A 17198-nucleotide genomic window follows, 5' to 3' on the forward strand; every position below is an offset into this window, starting at 1 on the left:
CGTCAAGCAAACAGCAGACTATGCCGCCCCGTCATAACGCTCGGTCTTGTTGATGCCGCGCTGGAACGCGAGGTATTCGGCGCGCGTCATCGGCGCCTTGTAATCGCGCAGGACGTCGTTTGCGACCGCCGCATCGCCGTACAGCAGATCGACCGCCGTCATGGCAAGCGCCTGCGCTTGCCCCAGGTAGGCGAAGCGGGGATCGGTGATCATGTAGTCCGCGCCGTGTCCCGCGCCCGAGGCACCGCTCATGTAGCCTTGCACCGCGGGCATGATCTGGCTCAGGTCGCCCATGTCGGTGGAGCCGGTACGATGGCCTTGCGTGACGTAGCGTTCCGCACCCACGAGCATCTCCGCGTTACGCCGGAACACCTGTCCCAAAGCCGGATGGTTCGTCAACGGCATGTAGCCGGGCAGCGTGGTGATCTCGACTTGCGCCCCCATCGCGAGCGCCCCGGCCCGCAGCGCGCGATCGACCTTCGTATTGGCATCCATGATCGCCTGCACCGACTTGCCGCGCACATAGGTCTCGAGATGCACTTCGCCCGGGATCACGTTCACCTGCCTGCCGCCTTGCGTGATCACCGGATGCACGCGAATGGTGTCGCGCTCCTGAAAGGTTTCGCGCAGCGCGTTGATCGCCATCAGCGCGAGGTTGGCCGCATACAGCGCATTGATGCCGAGGTGCGGTGAGCTGCCCGCGTGCGCCGCGCGCCCGAGGTAGCGCACGGTCTTGACGACGCAGCCGTTGTTCGAAACCCCCGTGCCGGCGGACTTGTCCTCCGAGCGGCTGGTCGTATGGATGAGCAGCGCCATGTCGATGTCGTCGAAGTGGCCGTGGCGAATCAGCTCGGGCTTGCCGCCGAGAAACTCGAGCTGGCCGGCACGCACCTGCTCCAGGCGCCAGGCGATGTCGCCGTATTCTTCCGCCGGCACCGCGAACGGCACGATGCGCCCGGCCAGGTGCTGCATGGCACCCGTGTCGATCAGCGCCATGGTCGCACCGACGACTGCGGTAACCTGCGCGTTGTGTCCGCAGGCATGTGCCGCGCCGGTGATCGGATCGGCCAGCGGATGTCCGCTCACCACCAGCGCGTCGAGCTCGCCGATCAACGCGACGGTCGGCCCCGGCTTGGTACCCTTCAACTCGGCCTTCACCCCCGTGATTGCCAGACCGGTTCGATGCGCTACCTCCACCGCTTCGAACATCTTCGCCACCCGCGCGGCAGTCTTGAACTCCTTGAAGCCGAGCTCCGGCTGATGGCGAATGGTCTCGCCCATCTCGATCAGCGCTTCGGCGCGCCGTTCGATCGCCTCGCACACCTGCCGTTGCAGCGCTTCCTTGCCGGTCGTCATTGGGTACCTCCGATCATTTGTCCCGGGCTCCCTGCTCGGGAGCGACGACGCTCGTCATTCCCGTAGGCGGGCCCCCGAATAATCATTGCCGCACCGGGCTCAGGCGTGCAACAAGTCCGCCAGCTCGGATATCTGCTGCACGCGCTCGAAGCGATGCACGACCTCGAGGGCACGTTCTATTCGATCTGTAGGGAGCGCGCTCAACGGCATGAGCGCGCGGTACTTGGCATCGATGTCGGACCATTCGATTCCGCGCGGTCCGGAGCCGCGCGGGAAGTCGACATGGCTCGAAAACTCGCGGCCGTCTTTCAGCGTGATCGTCACGGTGGCGCCATGGTGATGCGGGAAGCGGTCGGGATACGCCTTGGGGTTCGGGTCGGTTTCGATCTTGTCGATCAGCGCGGCAATCACCGGGCTCGAGACTTTGTCCGGCGACGCATGGATCCAGCCGTAGCCCCGGTCGGCGATGGCGGCGGCCACGATGTACGCGGGGCTGTGCGCGACGCCGATGAGATCGGTCGGGTGCGCGGGTCCCGGCAACGTGCGGTATTTCGGCGCGGAAATCGTGATTTTCAACACCGACGCGGGCTCTGCGTCGGCTGCAATCGCGGCATTGGCGGCCGCCTCGGCGGCGGCGTGATGCGGATGGCCGCCGGGAACGAGCTTGACCGCCATGTTGGTCACGATGTCCCATTCCTTGCCGAGGTCCCTGGTGACGTCTTCCAGATGCGCGCCGCCGTAGGCCGAGAAGAAGCCGCGCGGCGTTTCGAGAATGTCCGCTTCGGCGATGAATCCCTTCTGCGCGGCCGCGGCAGCGTTCATGCCCAGCATGGCCGACAGTCCCGCGTGATACTCGCGTGCGGTGCTCGTGGTCGCCGCCGCATGCAATCCGCCGATCGACGTGGCGGCCAGCGCGATGGCCTGGGTCATCTGCTCGGCGGAAAGCTCAAGCAGCCGGCCGGTCGCCACCGCGCCCGCAAAAATGGTGGAGATCGAACTGTGGAAGCCGCGCTCGCTGCGTCCCGGGGTGAGCGCCTCGTCGATGCGGCCGGCCACCTCGTAGCCCAGCACCATGGCGGCCAGCACCTCGCGCCCGGAGGCGCCGGTGCGTTCTGCCGTCGCGATCGAAGTCGAGGTGATGATGGTGCCGATGTGGGCGATGTTGCGCAGGTCGCTGTCGTCGGAGGCGGCGGCATCGCTCATCACTGCGTTGACCCGCGCCGCTTCGGTGGTCGGAAGTTTCGGGACGGCATCGAACCAGACGGTGGCTTGCGCCGTGCCGCCGCGTTCTCTCGCCAGCTCACGAATGATGCTCGAAGACGCGATATCGCGCCCCATCGCGGCGCTCGCGAGGGTGCTGGCGATCACCATGCGCGCCCGCTCCAGGGCGAGCGGCGGAAGTGCCTCGGTCTTCGCGCCGACGACGAATTGCGCCAACTCGCTTGCAATGCTCATGGCGTGTCGCTCTTTGATGTCGGCTCGGCTGCACGCACGACCCTGACCGAGCAAGTAGCGCGAATTCCCTGACGCGTCGATCGATCGACCACAACGGCCATTACCTGGACTCCCCCTGGCTTCATGGCGAAGTATTGCATGTTCGAGGGTAGAATGCCTCGACGTTCCTCGACCGAAGTCGAGACGGCAAGACACGAGACACGACATGAATCGAAGGCGTTCCTGGCTGATCGCCCCTGCCCACGATCCCGAGGCGGTGAAGAACTGCCTCGGCTGCGATGCGGACGTGCTGGTGCTCGATCTCGAATATTCGGTGCCGCCGAAGCATAAGGAAGCGGCGCGCTCGGGATTGAACGATCTGGTGCGCACCCTGGGCCCGATCCAGCGCGAGCTGTTCGTTCGCATCGATCGCGCTACGCGCTGGGCCGATGCGGCGGCCGCGGTCGTGCGGGGCGTGAGCGGCATCGTGTTACCGGGAGCCGAGCAAGCCGACGAAATCGCCGAGCTCGATCAGCTCGTCGCCACGCTGGAGAAGGAGCGCGGGCTGGAGCTCGGCGCAACGCAGTTGGTATTGATACTGGAATCCGCACCGGGATTCTGGAATGCCGGCTCGCTCGCGCAAGCGAGTCCTCGGGTGACGGCACTGGGCGTCGGGCGCGTAGACCTCACCATGCAACTGGGCCCGGTCCCGCAGGACGAGTTTCGGCTTTACCGCTATCTGATGACACGGGCTGTCGTGGCGGCAAGAACATTCGGCAAACAGCCCTTGGGCGCCCATTGGCGGCCCGGCTCGCGCGGCGGCCTGGCCGATGCCCGGCACACGGCGCGGGCGGCGCGCGAGGCGCGCCTGATGGGATTCGAAGGTTGCCTGTGCGCCGCAGCCGACCAGGTCGCCGCGGTGAACACGGGCTTCGCGCCCGGCTAGTGTGGTGAATCGTAAATTCGTCGTAATTCGTCATTCCCGCGCAAGCGGGAATCCAGAACGAGACCCTGCCTGGACCCCCGCGTTCGCGGGGGTGACGAACTCTGACTCAGGAAACTAGGCGGAACATGCATATCTCCTTCGAGGCGAAACCAGCGAGCGGCGAGCGGCCGATGCCGAAATACATCCGCCGTTCGGTGCTCGCCCTGTCCATCGACGATCCGGACCTCGAAGCGAAGGCGTTCGCCTCGTGGGCCGATGCGATCGTGCTGGATTTCGACAAGCCGATCGGGCTCGACTGGCAGGCGAGCGTCCGCGCGCGCATGCCTGCTGCCATCGGCTCGGCGGCCCGGGGTGGCGCTAGAGTGTTCGTGCGCGCGAATTGCAACTCGGCGCGCGCCGAGCTCGACGCCACCGTGTTCCGCGGAATCGCCGGCGTCGTGCTGCAGCAGGTGCGAGATGCCCAGGGCGTGGTCCGCGCCGCCGAACATTTGGCCGAACTGGAGACGGCCCGCGGAATCGATTCCGGGTCGCTCGAGATCGATGTCGAGATCGATAACGCCGCGGCCGTCTGGCACGCGCTCGAGATCGCCCGTGCCAGCGACCGCTTCGGCGCGTTCCTGCTGAACGAGCCGGCACTGTGCCGCGCGCTCGGCATCCAGACAAGCCCCGAGCTCGATTTCGATCCGCTGGACTACGTCAAGTCGCAGCTCATCACGGCGGCGATCTCCGTAGGGGGTCAGGCGCTGGGCATGAGCTACCCGCTGGGGTTGACCGGAGAGCGGGCAAGCGACGAGGTGCTGCGCGCCGCCGTGGGACGGGCCAGGGACACCGGGTTCAAGGGCGCGCTCTGTCCCGACCCATCGTGGATCGCCGCCTGCAACGAGGGCTTTCGACCGAGCGTTGACGAGGCCGCATACTACGAAAAAGTCATCGAGGTCTTCGCCGAAGGGCTCGCGCGCGGGATGGCATCCGTGCCGCTCGACGGCAAGATGATCGACGTGCCGGTGGACCTGCGCGCCAAGGTCTATCTCGCCTGGGCGAACCGTGCCAACGCTCGGGACGAGCAGAAAGCCGCGGCGCATCGTGCGCCGGCCGGAAGGAGCGTGCCATGAACAACCGCGTCGCGCGCTGCTCGATGTTCGTCACGCCGACCAATCCGCGCTTCATCGACCGCGCCTGGACCCGCGGCGGCGACGTGTACATCCTCGACATGGAAGACTCGATAGCGCCGGCCGAGAAGGCGCGCTGCCGCACGCTCATCCGCGAGTCGATCGCCAAGGCATCGAGGGCGGGCGCTTCGATCTACGTGCGCATCAACAAGCCGTTCGTCGACGCCGACCTGCCCTACGCCGTCTGGCCCGGGGTCGATCGCATCATGCTGCCGAAGACAGAATCGGCAGCCGAGGTGCGGCATGCGCACGAGATCATCCTGCGCCTGGAGAAGGAACGCGGCATCCCGCCGTTGAGCATCGAGCTCTACCCGATGATCGAATCCGCCTTGGGCGCGGTCAACATCGGCGAGATCCTGACGGCAACGCCGCGCAGGATCTGGTCGATGGGCGGCGGTGGCGGCTACGACATGGCGGTCAGCCTCGGCATCGAAATGTTCGCGGATTTCGACCAATACGCGTTTCCGGTGAATCACGTCGCGCTGGCGGCGATGGCGCTCGGCATCGAAGCCACGGGCGGGGTGTTCGTGCCCAACCCGTCGGGCCGAGTCGACCAGGCGGATCAGGCTGTGACCCAGGCCGCGGCGCTGCATGTCGCAGGCATTCATCACGCTGGCGCGCTGCACCCGGCATTCATTGCACCGCTCGTCTCCGGGCTATCGCCGAGTGCGGACGAAGTCGCCTGGGCGCACAAGGTCGTGGACGAGTTCGATCGTCTGAGCGGCGAGGGAGAGTCGGTCGGGACGCTCGACGGAAGCATGATCGACAAGTACGAGCATGAGAAGGCGCAGCGGACGCTCGCATGGGCAGCCGCCTGCGCAGCCAAGGATGGGTACAAGGCCCGGGCGCTCGAGCGTGCGCAGGCTGCGGAAGCTGGGCGTTGACTCGGCGACCGGCGTCGCTCTTCCCTCACCCTCGGTGCCTCTCCCGGAGGGAGAGGGAAGGCAGGAAGCTCCCCTCTCCCCCTGGGAGAGGGGCTGGGGGTGAGGGATTTACCCTTCCGACCTCAACCGATATGCCTTGACCGCCGTGTCGTGGAAAAGCGCCCGCTTCTCCTCGGCCGAGTATCTCGCCGCAATACGCTTGAACGCATTCCAAAGGACATGGAAGTCGGCCGAAGCGCGATCGGGCGGGAAGTTGCTCTCGAACATGCAACGGCTCGGGCCGAACGCCTGGATGCAATGCTCGATGCACGGACCCCACGCCTGCGCGAGCTGATCGGAAGACGCGGGCGCTTCCAGCGTGTCGAAGCCGAACCCGAGGTAAGGCATCCCCAGCCCGCCGAGCTTGACGTACACGTTCGGGCAGCGCGCGAGCTCGACCATCCCGGCCTGCCAGCTCGCGACGGCTTCGTCCTTGCGCGCCAAGTAGGCGCGCGTGCCGGCAAGCGGACCGCCGACATGATTGAGCACGATGGTGGTATCGGAGAACGCTCGCGCGAGATCCGCGAGCTCCGGCAGCTGAGGGTGATACACCATGGCATCGAAGCTCAGCTTGCGCGGCGCGAGCAGGGCGAAACCGGCGCGAAAATCGCGATCGAGCATGAGACTTCGCGGAATCACGTAACGGCCGTTGTTCAATTGCTCGTCGGCATCCCACTTCACGATGAGGCGGATGCCACGGAACCGATCCGGCGCCACCGCCATGTGGGCATCGAGCACCCGCGCCGCTTCCGCACCGACGGTGAGATCAGCCGTGCCCACGATTGCGGCAGCGACCCGCGTGCTCCCGAAACTCTCGCTTGCCGCCATCGCCGCGATGCCATTGGCGAACTCGACCTCGCCCACCGGCGCCATCAGCTCGGATGCACGAGCGCGGTAGAACGACCCGCACTCGACGTACACCGAGGCGCGGATGGCGTGACCGCCTTCGGCCTCCGCCAGGTACTCGTCGATGAGGTAGCGGCTACGCCCGCGCTGCCACAGGTGATGGTGCGCATCGACGATCGGAAGCGCGGGTTCGAGAATCTCCTCGCGGCGCCGTGCGCGCCATTGCGCGTTGTCGCCATGGTGCGAAGCGACTACGGCGCCGCGCGCTGCCTGGTTGTCGGCGGTTCGAAGTATCAGCTTGCTCGGCATGGCGTTCTCGCGCATCGTTGCGGACAATACGGAAAAGCCTAACAGAGGCTGCAGCGCGCGGGCAAACCGTATGGCCTCGAATACGCGGGATTTCTCGATAAAGGGTAAGGAACGCATGCATCCATTCGATGCCTCACTGGAGCTGGAAGCGGTTGGCAGCGGCGCCGACAACACAGCCGTCTATCGTGCTCGCACCAGCGATCGCTACCGCAACGCCATCGGCCCCTTCGGCGGCTGGACCGCGGCATTGCTGCTCCGAAGCGTGCTGCACATGCCGACCGCGCGCGGCGCACCACTCGCGCTCGATGCGGTCTTCATGGGCCCGATCGACGACGGCGAGCTCGAGACTCGCGTCTTTCTCCTGCGTCAGAACCGCACGGTCGGCTTCTGGCGCAGCGAGCTGTGGCAGCGGGGTCGCATCTGCGCGCATGCGCAGGTGACGCTCTCCGTAGCGCGATCCGGCGCGGCGATGCAGGATGCGCGATTTCCGACGGTTCCGGGCCCCGACTCGCTGACCGAGTACGTCAATCCGCGCACGCCGGTCGCCTGGATCCAGCAGTACGTTTTCAAGCCGGCGAGCGGGCTGCTGTTCTCGCGTGCCGAGTCGATGGATGCGCGCTTGTGGCTGCGCGATGTCCAACCGCGGCCGCTCGATGCGGTTTCGCTCACCGCGATTTGCGACACGCCGTTTCCGTCGCCGTGGATACGGCTCGCCGACCAGATCCCGGTCTCGACCGTCGCCTTTTCCGTCTACTACCGAGGGAGCCAGGATGATTACGCGCAGGCCGGCGCCGGCTTCAACCTGCTGGATTCGCGAGCGGCCGTCATGGAGAACGGCTACGTGGATCAGTTCACCCACGTGTGGAGCGCTTCGGGCCGACTGCTCGCGCAGACGCAGCAGATGTTGTGGGTTGCGAGCACGCCGAGCACTTAGCCTTTGCTCCCGCGCACTTTGCCGAACCACCCCGTCCGCGACATTGTCGCGTCCCGCCCCTCCTTGACAAGGAGGGGAAGAGCTAAAGCATTCCCCTCCTCTCCCGAGAGTGAGTCGGGGTTTCGAAGGATAGCTCGGAAGCCGGGCCGTCCCACGGAGCGGACGGCCGTCGCGCGGCGCAAGTGTGCGCAGGCACACTTCGCGAATTCCCGCGCGACCCTGCGCACATCCGAGCCGGCGAACGCCCGATGCGCTGCATCGCATCGGGCCACGTGCCCGCGAATGCGGGCGGGGTGGTGTGGTTTCCCCTCCTCTCACGAGGAGGGGTGTCGGCGTAGCCGACGGGGTGGTGTGGTTCAGGGCTAAGCGAGCGACGCTCGAACCTTCGCGAAGATGTCCAGATGCCGCTCGTGTTCCCCGGCGAAGCGCAGGATCAGGTGCTGCGCGCCCTCACGCACATAGCCGTCGATCCATTCGGCGGCCGCTTCCGCGGAGCCTGCGAAGCAGGCTTGCCGTTTCCGCAACACGTCGGGACGCTGCCCATAGTAAGCCGACAAGAAATCGTCGATGCGCTGTTCGGCCTTGGCCGCATCCTCGTCGACCGCGAGCGTTAAGTAGATCGCCGCCTGCACCTCGTCAGGATTGCGTCCGGCCTCGCGTGCAACCGCCTGCACTTGCCGCCATTGCGCCCCCCAGCCCTTCGCATCGGGCCCGGTCGGAAACCAGCCGTCGAAATGCTTGCCTGCGCGCGCGAGCGCCGCGGGCACCGAGCCGCCGCCCCAGATCGGAGGACCGCCGGGCTGATGCGGCGTCGGTCCGATGACGCCCTGCTCGACGTGCCAGCGTCCGTCCCAGTCGACTGGCTTGCCGCTCCACAGCGCCTTGCACAGCCGTAGGCCTTCCATCATGGTGCCGACGCGCTTCTCGAACGGCACGCCGGCGGCGCGAAACTCCGCGCGGATGTTCGGCACGTCGGTCGCGATGCCGACGCCGAGAATCACCCGCCCGGCGCTCACCTGATCGAGCGTGGCGACCTGGTGGGCCAGCAGCACGGGATTGCGCAGGGCGGGCAGGAGTACTGCCGTGCCCACCTTCACACGCTTGGTTCGTGCGGCAACACCGGCCAGCAGCGTGATCGGTTCGTGCCGCGGACGCGCAAGCAGCGAATCGCCGATCCACACCGAGTCGTAACCGAGACGCTCGGCGCGTTCGGCAAGCCCGAGCAGCGGCTCGGCCTCGGGCCGGCCTTCCATGATCGATTCGCGGGTGGGCAGCAGATATCCGATGCGCGCGGCCATGACAATATCCTCGATCGCGTTTCTGGTAGCACTATTGTTGCACCATACGGCGCGCCGCGCGACTTGCTGCAAGTTGCCTGGCCTTCGGTCAGCGGCCTGCAGGCGGCCGCCACAACCTGAGAGCGCACTGCGAGCGAAGGCCAGTACTGCTATTGCCGCATGATGCCGGCCTGCTGGATCGCCTTCGTCCACTTCGCATACTGATCGGCGTAGAGCTTCGCCGTCTCCGCGGGACTGGACACGAGTGCCTCGACCCCTTCGTGCGCGAGTCGCTTCTTCACTTCCTCGGTCGGAAACCGCTGCATCATTTCCTGGTTGAGCCTTTGCACGATCTCGGGCGGCGTGCCCGCCGGGGCCACCAGCGAATAGTACTGTTGCAGCTCGAAGCCGCGCCGCCCCGACTCGTCGATGGTGGCGATGTCCGGGGCGAGCGACGTGCGCTTGAGGCTGGTAACGCCCAGAGCGCGCACGCGTTTCGAACGCACGACCGGCAGCGAGGTCAGGAAATTCGCCACCATCGCAAAGGTCTCGCCCTGAAGCAGCGACAGCATCGCCGGCGCACCGCCCTTGTACGGCACGTGCACCAGCTTCACCTGCGCCATCGCCTGAAAAAGCTCCATCCCAAGGTGCCCAGGGCTTCCCTGACCAGTGGTCGAGTAGGCGATGCTGTCCGCCTTGCCCTTGGCGAGCGCGATGAATTCGCGCACGTTCTTCACCGGCAGCGATGGGTGCACGACCAGCATGTAAGCCGTGGTGCCGGCGAGGGATACAGGCGCAAAATCCTTGACCGGGTCGTACTTGCGGTCGGCTACGAGCGCGGGGCCGGTGATGAGGGTCGCAGCGCTCCCGAGCATGAGCGTATAGCCGTCCTTGGGCGAGCGCGCGACCAATTCGGCCGCGATGCGTCCACCGGCGCCGCCGCGATTGTCGACCAGGATCTGCTGCCCGAGCGTCGGAGACAGCTTTTCGGCGATGAGCCGCGCCACCGTATCGGTTCCACCACCGGGCGCATTCGGCACGATCAATCGGATCGGTTTCACAGGGTAGGTCTGCCCTTGGGCCGCGGTGCAGAACGCAGCCGATGCGATCAGGACGCTGCCAACGAACCGGTTCGACATGACGCTCCTCCAGCGTTAAAGCCGCGCACGAAACTTTCTGGTCATCAATCGATCCGCACCCCGGCAGACTTGACCATCTTGGCTTACGATTGAACTATACGTTTCGCGTCCTATGTCGACAACGATGAAACGTTATATTGTCCAAGCCAGTGGTTATGGACGAAGCGACCCGGCACAGCCCGCCCGCATCGTTCCCGCATCGTTCTGAAGGAGAATCTCTTGATGCTTGCACGGATCGCCCTGGCCGCCATCGCATTTTCGACGAGTCTCACCGTGAACGCGCAACACTATCCCGAGCGCCCGCTGCGATTCGTGATTCCCTTTCCGCCGGGCGGCGGCGCCGACAACCTCGCACGCATTGTCGTTACGGCGGCTAACGAGAAATTGGGCCAGCCGATCGTCGTCGACAACCGTGCAGGCGCCGGCGGCAACATCGCGGCCGAGGTCGTTGCGAAGGCCGCGCCCGACGGCTACACGCTGCTGCAGGCGAACGTGGCGCACGCCATCAGCGCGTCGCTCTATCGCAAGCTCAACTACGACCTGCTGCGCGATTTCGCGCCGGTCACGCAGCTCGCCTCGATTCCGTTCGTGCTTGCCGTCAGTCCACAACTGGGCGCCAGTTCGGTAAAGGAGGTCATCGCGCGTGCCAGGGCGAAGCCGGACGCGCTTTCCTACGCCTCGTCGGGCAACGGCGGTCCAAGCCACCTCGCCATGGAACTGTTCAAGTCCATGGCGCGTGTCGACATCCGCCACATTCCGTACAAGGGTGCGGCACCAGGTTCAGCAGCATTGATGGCAAACAACGTGCAGCTCATGTTCTTCACCGTATCGGCCGCCTTGCCGTTGATGGCGGGCGGGCGCGTGCAATGCCTGGCGATCGCAAGTACCCGGCGCTCCGCGCTCGCACCCGATCTGCCGACGGTATCCGAAGCGGGCCTGCCGGGATTCGAGGCGACCACGTGGTTCGGCGTCATGGTTCCGAGTGGCACGGCGCGGCCGATAGTCACGACGCTTCACCAGGCTTTCACCGGCGCGCTGAAGATCGCGAGCATGCGAGATCGCATTCTCAAGCAAGGATTCGAGATCGTGGGGAGCGACCCGGAAGCATTCGGTGCCTACGTGCGAACGGAAATTCCCAAGTGGGCGACGGTCGTGCAGGCTTCCGGCGCAGGGGTGGATTAGACGAACGGTGCACTTCGACTGGTTTGCCCAAACCCATCGCGCACTGCGTTTGAAGACGAATGCATGGAGCTCTCTCGCCACATCCGGATCGTGATCGGCTTTTCCCCCGGTAGCGCCTCCGAGCAGGTCGCTCGCACGATCGCGCCGGCGCTTTCGGGTGCACTGGGGCGGGAGGTTACGGTCTCGCTGCGTCCTGGAAGCAACGGCGCCGACGCCGCCTGCGAGGTTGCGGGTTCCCCGTCGGACGGTGCGACGCTTTTCGTGGCAACGCTCGGCACGCACGCCCTCGCGGCGCACCTCGACGCACGCTTGCCCTACGACCCGTTGCGTGACTTCGCCCCGGTTTCGCTGCTCACGAAATCGCCGCTCGTGCTCGGCGCTCACGCTGCGCTCGGCATACCCAGCGTGCGTACCCTGGTCGAGCGGGCGCGTGCGCATCCCGGCGAACTGACCTACGGCACATCCGCCATCGGCGGAGCTCCGCACCTCGCGGCGGAGCTTTTCCAGGCGTTGACGGGTGTCGAGATGCGCCACGTCCGCTATGAGCATACCGAGCGGCTATATGACGATCTACGCACCGGAAGCCTCGCGCTCAGCTTCAACAACATGATGTCGATGCTGCCGCGGTGCCTCGACGGGACGATTCGCGCGCTCGCCGTGACGACCTCGAGACGAAGCCGTGCTGCCGAGGATCTGCCCACGCTTGCGCAATGCGGCATCCCTGGCTATGACATGTCGAACTGGCTGGCGCTGGTTGCGCCGCAGGGGACTGCGGAAGCGGCGATCCAGGAAATACGGCAGGCCATCGTCACAGCGCTCGCAGACCCCGAAGTTGGGGCTGCCTTGCGCCGAGGCGGTGTAGACCCGATCGGCAGTACACCCCACGAGCTCGCGCAATTCATGGCAGCAGAGCTCGCACGCTGGCGCCCGGTCGTCGCCCGCTTTCGCGACACTGCGCTTTCGCCGCCACCCTGATCCGTGTTCCGACGCACTGCGATACCCCGCAACACGATCCTCCACGGGTTCGAACCATGAGCACGACTGTCATACTCGAACCCACCGCACGCAGCAGCAACGGAGCGTGTGTCCCGTGGCGGGCGCTCCCTAGTTGAGGCGCAAGCCCGTGTCGCGGATCACTTTCGACATCACCTCGATGTCGTTCTTGATGCGGGCGGCGAAATGCTCCGGCGTGCCGCCCACGGGCTCCATGCCCCGGGTCTCGAGCCACTCCCGGATCTCGCGCCGCTGCAACACCGACACCGTCTCCTTGTTCAAGCGCGCCACGATGTCGCGCGGCAGGCCTGCGGGGCCCATCAATCCGAGGAAGAAGGTCGAATTGAATCCTGGCAGACCGGATTCGGCGAGGGTGGGCACGTCCGGGAACGCCGCCAGACGGCGCGGGCTGCTTACGGCGAGCGGCCGCAGACGTCCGGCGTCGACCAGGGGCTTGGAGCCCATCGGATTACTGAGCAGCATGGTCACCTGTCCGCCAGCGAGCTCGGTCAACGCCGGCCCCGCGCCCTTGTAGGGGACGTGAACCATATCGAGCCCGGCGCGGGCACGGAACATCTCGGTGACGAGGTGGCCTGCCGATCCAATGCCGGCCGTGCCGTAGTTGAGCGCTCCGGGACGCGCTTTCGCGAACGCGATGAGCTCGCGCACGCTTTTCACCGGCAGCGACGGATGCACCACGAGGAGCGAGGCGTATTCGCCAATCACCGCGACGGGCTCGAGATCCTTTTGCAGGTCGAGCTTGCGATGCGCGAGCGTGACGACCAGGAGCCCCGAGCCGGCCACGACCAGCGTATAGCCGTCCGGCGCGGCGCGTGCGACGAATTCGCCGCCGATGAGGCCGCCCCCGCCCGGCCGGTTCTCCACCACCATCTGCTGGCCCAGCGCCTCGGCGAGCGGCTTGGCCATGAAGCGGGCGAGCGTATCGTTGCCGCCACCCGGCGCGAGCGGGACGATCACGCGAATGGGCTTTGTCGGGTAAGCCTGAGCGTTCGTTTCGCCTGCGTGTGCAAGGGAAACTGCAAGCGTCGCGATCAGGATGGGGACAACACGGGTACGTTCCGCGCGCGGGATGCTCTTCAAAGGAACCTCGGCTTTGTCTGCGCTATCGCATGGCACATTGGAGAACCTCTCGTCTGGCTCGAGATATGAAATCCCGCCTGCACGGGAAATGACGGCACGGCTAACCGAGCAGCTTCTCGCGCACGGCATCGACGTCGTTCACCACGTCGCCCAGCTTGCCGAGCGCGTTCTCGACCGAAGCCGAGATACGTTCCACACCGAGCCGCGCGCCATCGGGATACATCATGAGGCGCAGAACCGGCGCGCTACCCGGCATCGATACGGCACCGATGGTGAGAATGCCGTCCTCACCGAGCATCTCCATCGCTGCCAGACCTGCCGCTTCCACGGCGACGATCTTCGGCTTGCCTTTGGCTCCGGACTGCTCCATCGCAATCTGCAGCACGTCGTCGCCCGAGATCGAAACGCCCGGGCCGCCCTGATAGGCGCGCGCGCCGAACTGGCGCTGCATCACTTCCAGCAGTTGCTTCGCGACCTCGCCCGCCCGGCGGATCACTTCGGGATCGAAGTCTCGCAGCGCGTTGGCGACCCCGACGTACTGGCCCGCCTGCGCTTCCAACCCGAGCTCGTAGATGCGCGAGCCGATCGCATCGACGAGATCGGGGCGCCCGACGAACACGCCTGCCCGGGGACCGGCGACGTGTTTGTCCGCCGAGCAGACGGCCAGGTCGATCTCGCCGACCTGGAAGGTGCGCGGCTCCTGAAAAAACCCGACGCGTGAAGCCATGTGCGCATCGTCCATGTAGGCCAACGTGTGCGCCGCGCGCGGGAGCGCGAGCGCACGCTTGACGTCGGCCAGATCGATGTGGCGCTTCGACGCGCTGATCGGCGTGATCAGGAGCAGTCGCGGCGGACCTTGCGTCTGCCACGCCCGCTCGAGCTCGTCGATGGCATGGAATTGCTGAAAATCCGCGCCCGCCATCGCGATCGGACGCACCGTGGACGGATGCGAGGTTCCGCCGGCCGGCGCCAGGGCGAACACCTTGTCGCCCGATTCGAGAATCGTGGTGAGCGCGATGAAGTTGGCGGCCGAAACACGGTTCACGATGAGCGCCTTGTGGCGTTGCGGATCCGCCCCCATGTGCTTCAGCGCAAGCGGCTCGGTCTTGCCCTCGAAGCGTTCGAAATACGGCACATGGCTCGTGAGATGTGGCACTTCCGCTTCCGTGAGCCCCGCCCCGCGGTTCATGCCCGACAAGTCGTAAACGCTGTCCACGCCTTGGCTCCGCACGCGCGCGCCGACCATGTGACGCGCCTTGAGCATGCGCCGCACTTCCTCGTCGGTACTCGCGAGAATGGGACCTCGCGCGTAGCCCACGATCGGGTCGATGGGATGACCGAACCGGTCGGTGGCGGACTTTGCTGCATCGGACATGATGGCTCCAGGCAATGATCAACAATCGAAGCCGGCGAAGTGAGAAGACTTCACCTTCGCTTGGGCAACCGCTTTGCCAACGCGTACCAGTTGCGCCTTGTATTTCACCGAGTCGAGCTTTTGCACGTGCTCGGGCTCGATATCCGTGATGCCGAGCGCGGCCAGCCCCGGGCGCGTCAGCTCGACGTTATAACGCAGATAGGTGAAGAGCTTCGGATCGACCGGCCCGCGGTGTCCGTGTTTGCCGGTGGATTCCACCATGCTGTCGAGCTCGCGATCGAGTAGATCCCCGACCAGGCAGCGACCGAACACGCGGCACAGGAAGTCCTGCTCGTTGAGCGCCGCGAACATCAGCGCCGAGGGAACCGTGCTTGCATTGAAGAGCAGGTTCATGCGATCGGGATCGAGAGCGCCGTTTGCTTCAGGGCTCGTTCCGGTTCCGATCGACACCAGCAGCATATCCTCGGGCCGTTTGGGCTTCCAGTTCAGGTTGTACGGCTCTACCGTCGCCATCATGAACAACTGGAAGGCCGGGTTGTTGAAAGTCGTGATGCCGCCGTCGACGAATACGAACCGATTCGTGCCGACCGAAATCTGCTCCGGCGGGAAGTAGGTCGGTGCCGCCGTGCTCGCGCGTACGACTTGCCACAAGGGAAGGTTCAGATTGCAACCCGGACGGTCTTCGGGACAGTTGTATTTCGCCTTCGGATTGTTCGAAAGCGGCCAGGGTGAATCGGTGCTGGCATTTCGCAGCACGACCATCAGCAGCGTGCGCAAGCTGGAGGAACCGAGCGTCGTTTCTTCCTCACCCGTCTTTTCCTTGAAAACACTGCGCAACTTCTGTGCAATCGGCTCGTCCTCGAACTTGTAGTTGAGCCGTTTCAGTATCGACGCCTTCTCGAACATGAGCTCGGCGCTGTCGAAGTAGAACGAGCGGATCTCGTCGAGCCTCAGGCCCAGAGCGATGCAGGTTGCAATGACGCCACCGGTACTGGTGCCCGCAACATAATCGAAGTAATCGGCGAGCACGAAATCATCCCCGCGTCCGAGCCGTTGCTGAAGCAGGCGCTCCATCTCGGCGAGCACTTCGATGGTAATCAGTCCACGGATGCCGCCGCCGTCCAGCGCCAGCAGCTTGTATGGCGGCTTCTTGGTCAACTTGTCAGCGAGGTTCATGGCTGCTCCAGGTGGTTGCGGCGACCAGCTGATTCATGCCGCTGATGCTCCGTCCAAATCACTATGCCGGATTCGCGTACCTTACGGCAACGCCCCGCCCGTCACTAGACATCGTTGCGACTTCATGTTCGCTGCAGTCGCCGTCGTGATCGCGGGAGGTCTTGAGCCAGGAGGAGACGATTGTCCTGGCCTGGGGCATCTTCGTGAGACATACTGATTGCTCCTCTTTGCCGTCAGGAGGCTCTCATGTGTTTTGCCAAGAGCGTAGGCCAGAGCGGCCACAACGACTTGACCGATGTCATGGTGGCTCAGATTCTGTTCAACCTGAACATTGCGCGCTTCCCGAATCCCAAGCCGGAGAAGCTCGACCCGGACGGCCGCATTGGTCCGAGGACCATCGAAGCGATCAAGCACTTCGAAACGACGATCATGAAGATTCCGCACTCGGATGGCTTGCTGGCTCCCGGAGATGCCACCGTTAGTGCACTTCTCGCGGGATTACCGCCGGGGCCGTCGAAAGAGAAGCTTTCCGTAGTCATGCCTCGTGCGTTGCCCGCGAAGATCGAGCTCTATTTCGAGCCGCTGGTTGCCGGCATGAAGAAGTACAGTATCACTACGCCGCTGCGCATGGCGCATTTCGTGGCTCAGATCGCTCACGAGACCGCTTCCTTCCTCTATGCCGAAGAGATCGCCGACGGGTCGGCTTACGAAGAACGCCGCGACCTCGGCAACACCGTACCGGGCGACGGGAAGTTCTTCAAGGGCCGCGGTCTGATACAACTCACCGGAAGGGCCAACTATGCGCAGTACGGCAAGGACTGCGGAATCGATTGTGTCGCCGATCCCGATCGGGTGGCCTCGGATCCGTTCGTGGCCGTGGATGTTGCCTGCTGGTACTGGAACAAGCGGCAGATCAACCGGCTGGCGGATGCCGACGACGCCAAGGCGGTGACCAAGGCGATCAACGGCGGCTACAACGGTCTCGACGATCGCATGGAGTATCTGGCACGAGCCAAAGGGGTGCTCGGCATCAAGTAG

15 protein-coding genes are annotated in these 17198 nt (G+C 65.2%); 7 read left to right on the forward strand and 8 right to left on the reverse strand.

Annotated elements, in window-relative coordinates:
- Positions 1-18: 18 nt before the first annotated feature.
- Both GEV05_16565 and GEV05_16570 read right to left on the reverse strand, forming a co-directional pair.
- Positions 19-1356, reverse strand: a complete 1338-nt coding sequence (locus tag GEV05_16565) for an amidohydrolase (protein MPZ44977.1) — start codon at positions 1354-1356, stop codon at positions 19-21.
- A gap of 99 nt (positions 1357-1455) precedes the next feature.
- Positions 1456-3018 carry a hypothetical protein gene (locus tag GEV05_16570; protein ID MPZ44978.1) on the reverse strand — a complete coding sequence of 521 codons (1563 nt, stop codon included), beginning with the start codon at positions 3016-3018 and terminating at the stop codon, positions 1456-1458.
- Between GEV05_16570 and GEV05_16575 the strand changes: the two genes are divergently transcribed.
- From GEV05_16575 to GEV05_16585, 3 genes are all read left to right on the forward strand, one after another.
- Positions 3017-3736, forward strand: a complete 720-nt coding sequence (locus GEV05_16575; GenBank protein MPZ44979.1) for a hypothetical protein — start codon at positions 3017-3019, stop codon at positions 3734-3736. The genes GEV05_16570 and GEV05_16575 overlap by 2 nt on opposite strands.
- 125 nt (positions 3737-3861) lie before the next feature.
- Positions 3862-4848: a hypothetical protein gene (locus tag GEV05_16580; protein ID MPZ44980.1), complete on the forward strand. Its 987-nt coding sequence runs from the start codon at positions 3862-3864 to the stop codon at positions 4846-4848.
- Complete coding sequence (locus GEV05_16585) at positions 4845-5789, forward strand: hypothetical protein (GenBank protein MPZ44981.1); 945 nt, start codon at positions 4845-4847, stop codon at positions 5787-5789. The genes GEV05_16580 and GEV05_16585 overlap by 4 nt, the downstream gene beginning before the upstream one ends.
- 108 nt (positions 5790-5897) lie before the next feature.
- On the opposite strand, the gene GEV05_16590 is transcribed toward GEV05_16585, so the two are convergent.
- A complete protein-coding gene (locus GEV05_16590) occupies positions 5898-6983 on the reverse strand; it encodes an amidohydrolase family protein (GenBank protein ID MPZ44982.1) in 1086 nt (361 codons plus the stop codon).
- Here GEV05_16590 and GEV05_16595 point away from each other — a divergent pair.
- Entirely contained in the window at positions 6982-7917 is a 936-nt protein-coding gene (locus GEV05_16595) for a hypothetical protein (GenBank protein MPZ44983.1), read from the forward strand. The genes GEV05_16590 and GEV05_16595 overlap by 2 nt on opposite strands.
- A gap of 362 nt (positions 7918-8279) precedes the next feature.
- Here the strand turns inward: GEV05_16595 and GEV05_16600 are convergent, their stop codons facing one another.
- Positions 8280-9215 (reverse strand): LLM class flavin-dependent oxidoreductase, encoded by a 936-nt coding sequence (locus tag GEV05_16600; GenBank protein ID MPZ44984.1) that lies wholly within the window; start codon positions 9213-9215, stop codon positions 8280-8282.
- A 149-nt stretch (positions 9216-9364) separates the two neighbouring features.
- The gene (locus GEV05_16605) at positions 9365-10333 is read right to left on the reverse strand and encodes a tripartite tricarboxylate transporter substrate binding protein (GenBank protein ID MPZ44985.1); all 969 of its coding nucleotides are present in this window, start codon (positions 10331-10333) and stop codon (positions 9365-9367) included.
- A gap of 219 nt (positions 10334-10552) precedes the next feature.
- Between GEV05_16605 and GEV05_16610 the strand changes: the two genes are divergently transcribed.
- Both GEV05_16610 and GEV05_16615 read left to right on the forward strand, forming a co-directional pair.
- Entirely contained in the window at positions 10553-11515 is a 963-nt protein-coding gene (locus GEV05_16610) for a tripartite tricarboxylate transporter substrate binding protein (GenBank protein MPZ44986.1), read from the forward strand.
- Between the two features lie 63 nt (positions 11516-11578).
- Positions 11579-12490: a hypothetical protein gene (locus tag GEV05_16615; protein MPZ44987.1), complete on the forward strand. Its 912-nt coding sequence runs from the start codon at positions 11579-11581 to the stop codon at positions 12488-12490.
- Between the two features lie 129 nt (positions 12491-12619).
- On the opposite strand, the gene GEV05_16620 is transcribed toward GEV05_16615, so the two are convergent.
- Genes GEV05_16620 through GEV05_16630 form a run of 3 tightly spaced genes read right to left on the reverse strand, consistent with a single transcriptional unit; the run spans position 12620 to position 16160 of the window.
- On the reverse strand, positions 12620-13738 hold the full coding sequence (locus GEV05_16620; GenBank protein ID MPZ44988.1) for a tripartite tricarboxylate transporter substrate binding protein: 1119 nt from the start codon (positions 13736-13738) through the stop codon (positions 12620-12622).
- Positions 13710-14984 carry a hypothetical protein gene (locus GEV05_16625; protein MPZ44989.1) on the reverse strand — a complete coding sequence of 425 codons (1275 nt, stop codon included), beginning with the start codon at positions 14982-14984 and terminating at the stop codon, positions 13710-13712. The genes GEV05_16620 and GEV05_16625 overlap by 29 nt, the downstream gene beginning before the upstream one ends.
- An 18-nt stretch (positions 14985-15002) precedes the next feature.
- A complete protein-coding gene (locus tag GEV05_16630; GenBank protein MPZ44990.1) occupies positions 15003-16160 on the reverse strand; it encodes a patatin in 1158 nt (385 codons plus the stop codon).
- 246 nt (positions 16161-16406) lie between these two features.
- Between GEV05_16630 and GEV05_16635 the strand changes: the two genes are divergently transcribed.
- Positions 16407-17198, forward strand: a complete 792-nt coding sequence (locus tag GEV05_16635) for a chitinase (protein MPZ44991.1) — start codon at positions 16407-16409, stop codon at positions 17196-17198.

This window comes from Betaproteobacteria bacterium (assembly GCA_009377585.1).
In the GTDB taxonomy this organism is placed as follows: Bacteria; Pseudomonadota; Gammaproteobacteria; order Burkholderiales; family WYBJ01; genus WYBJ01.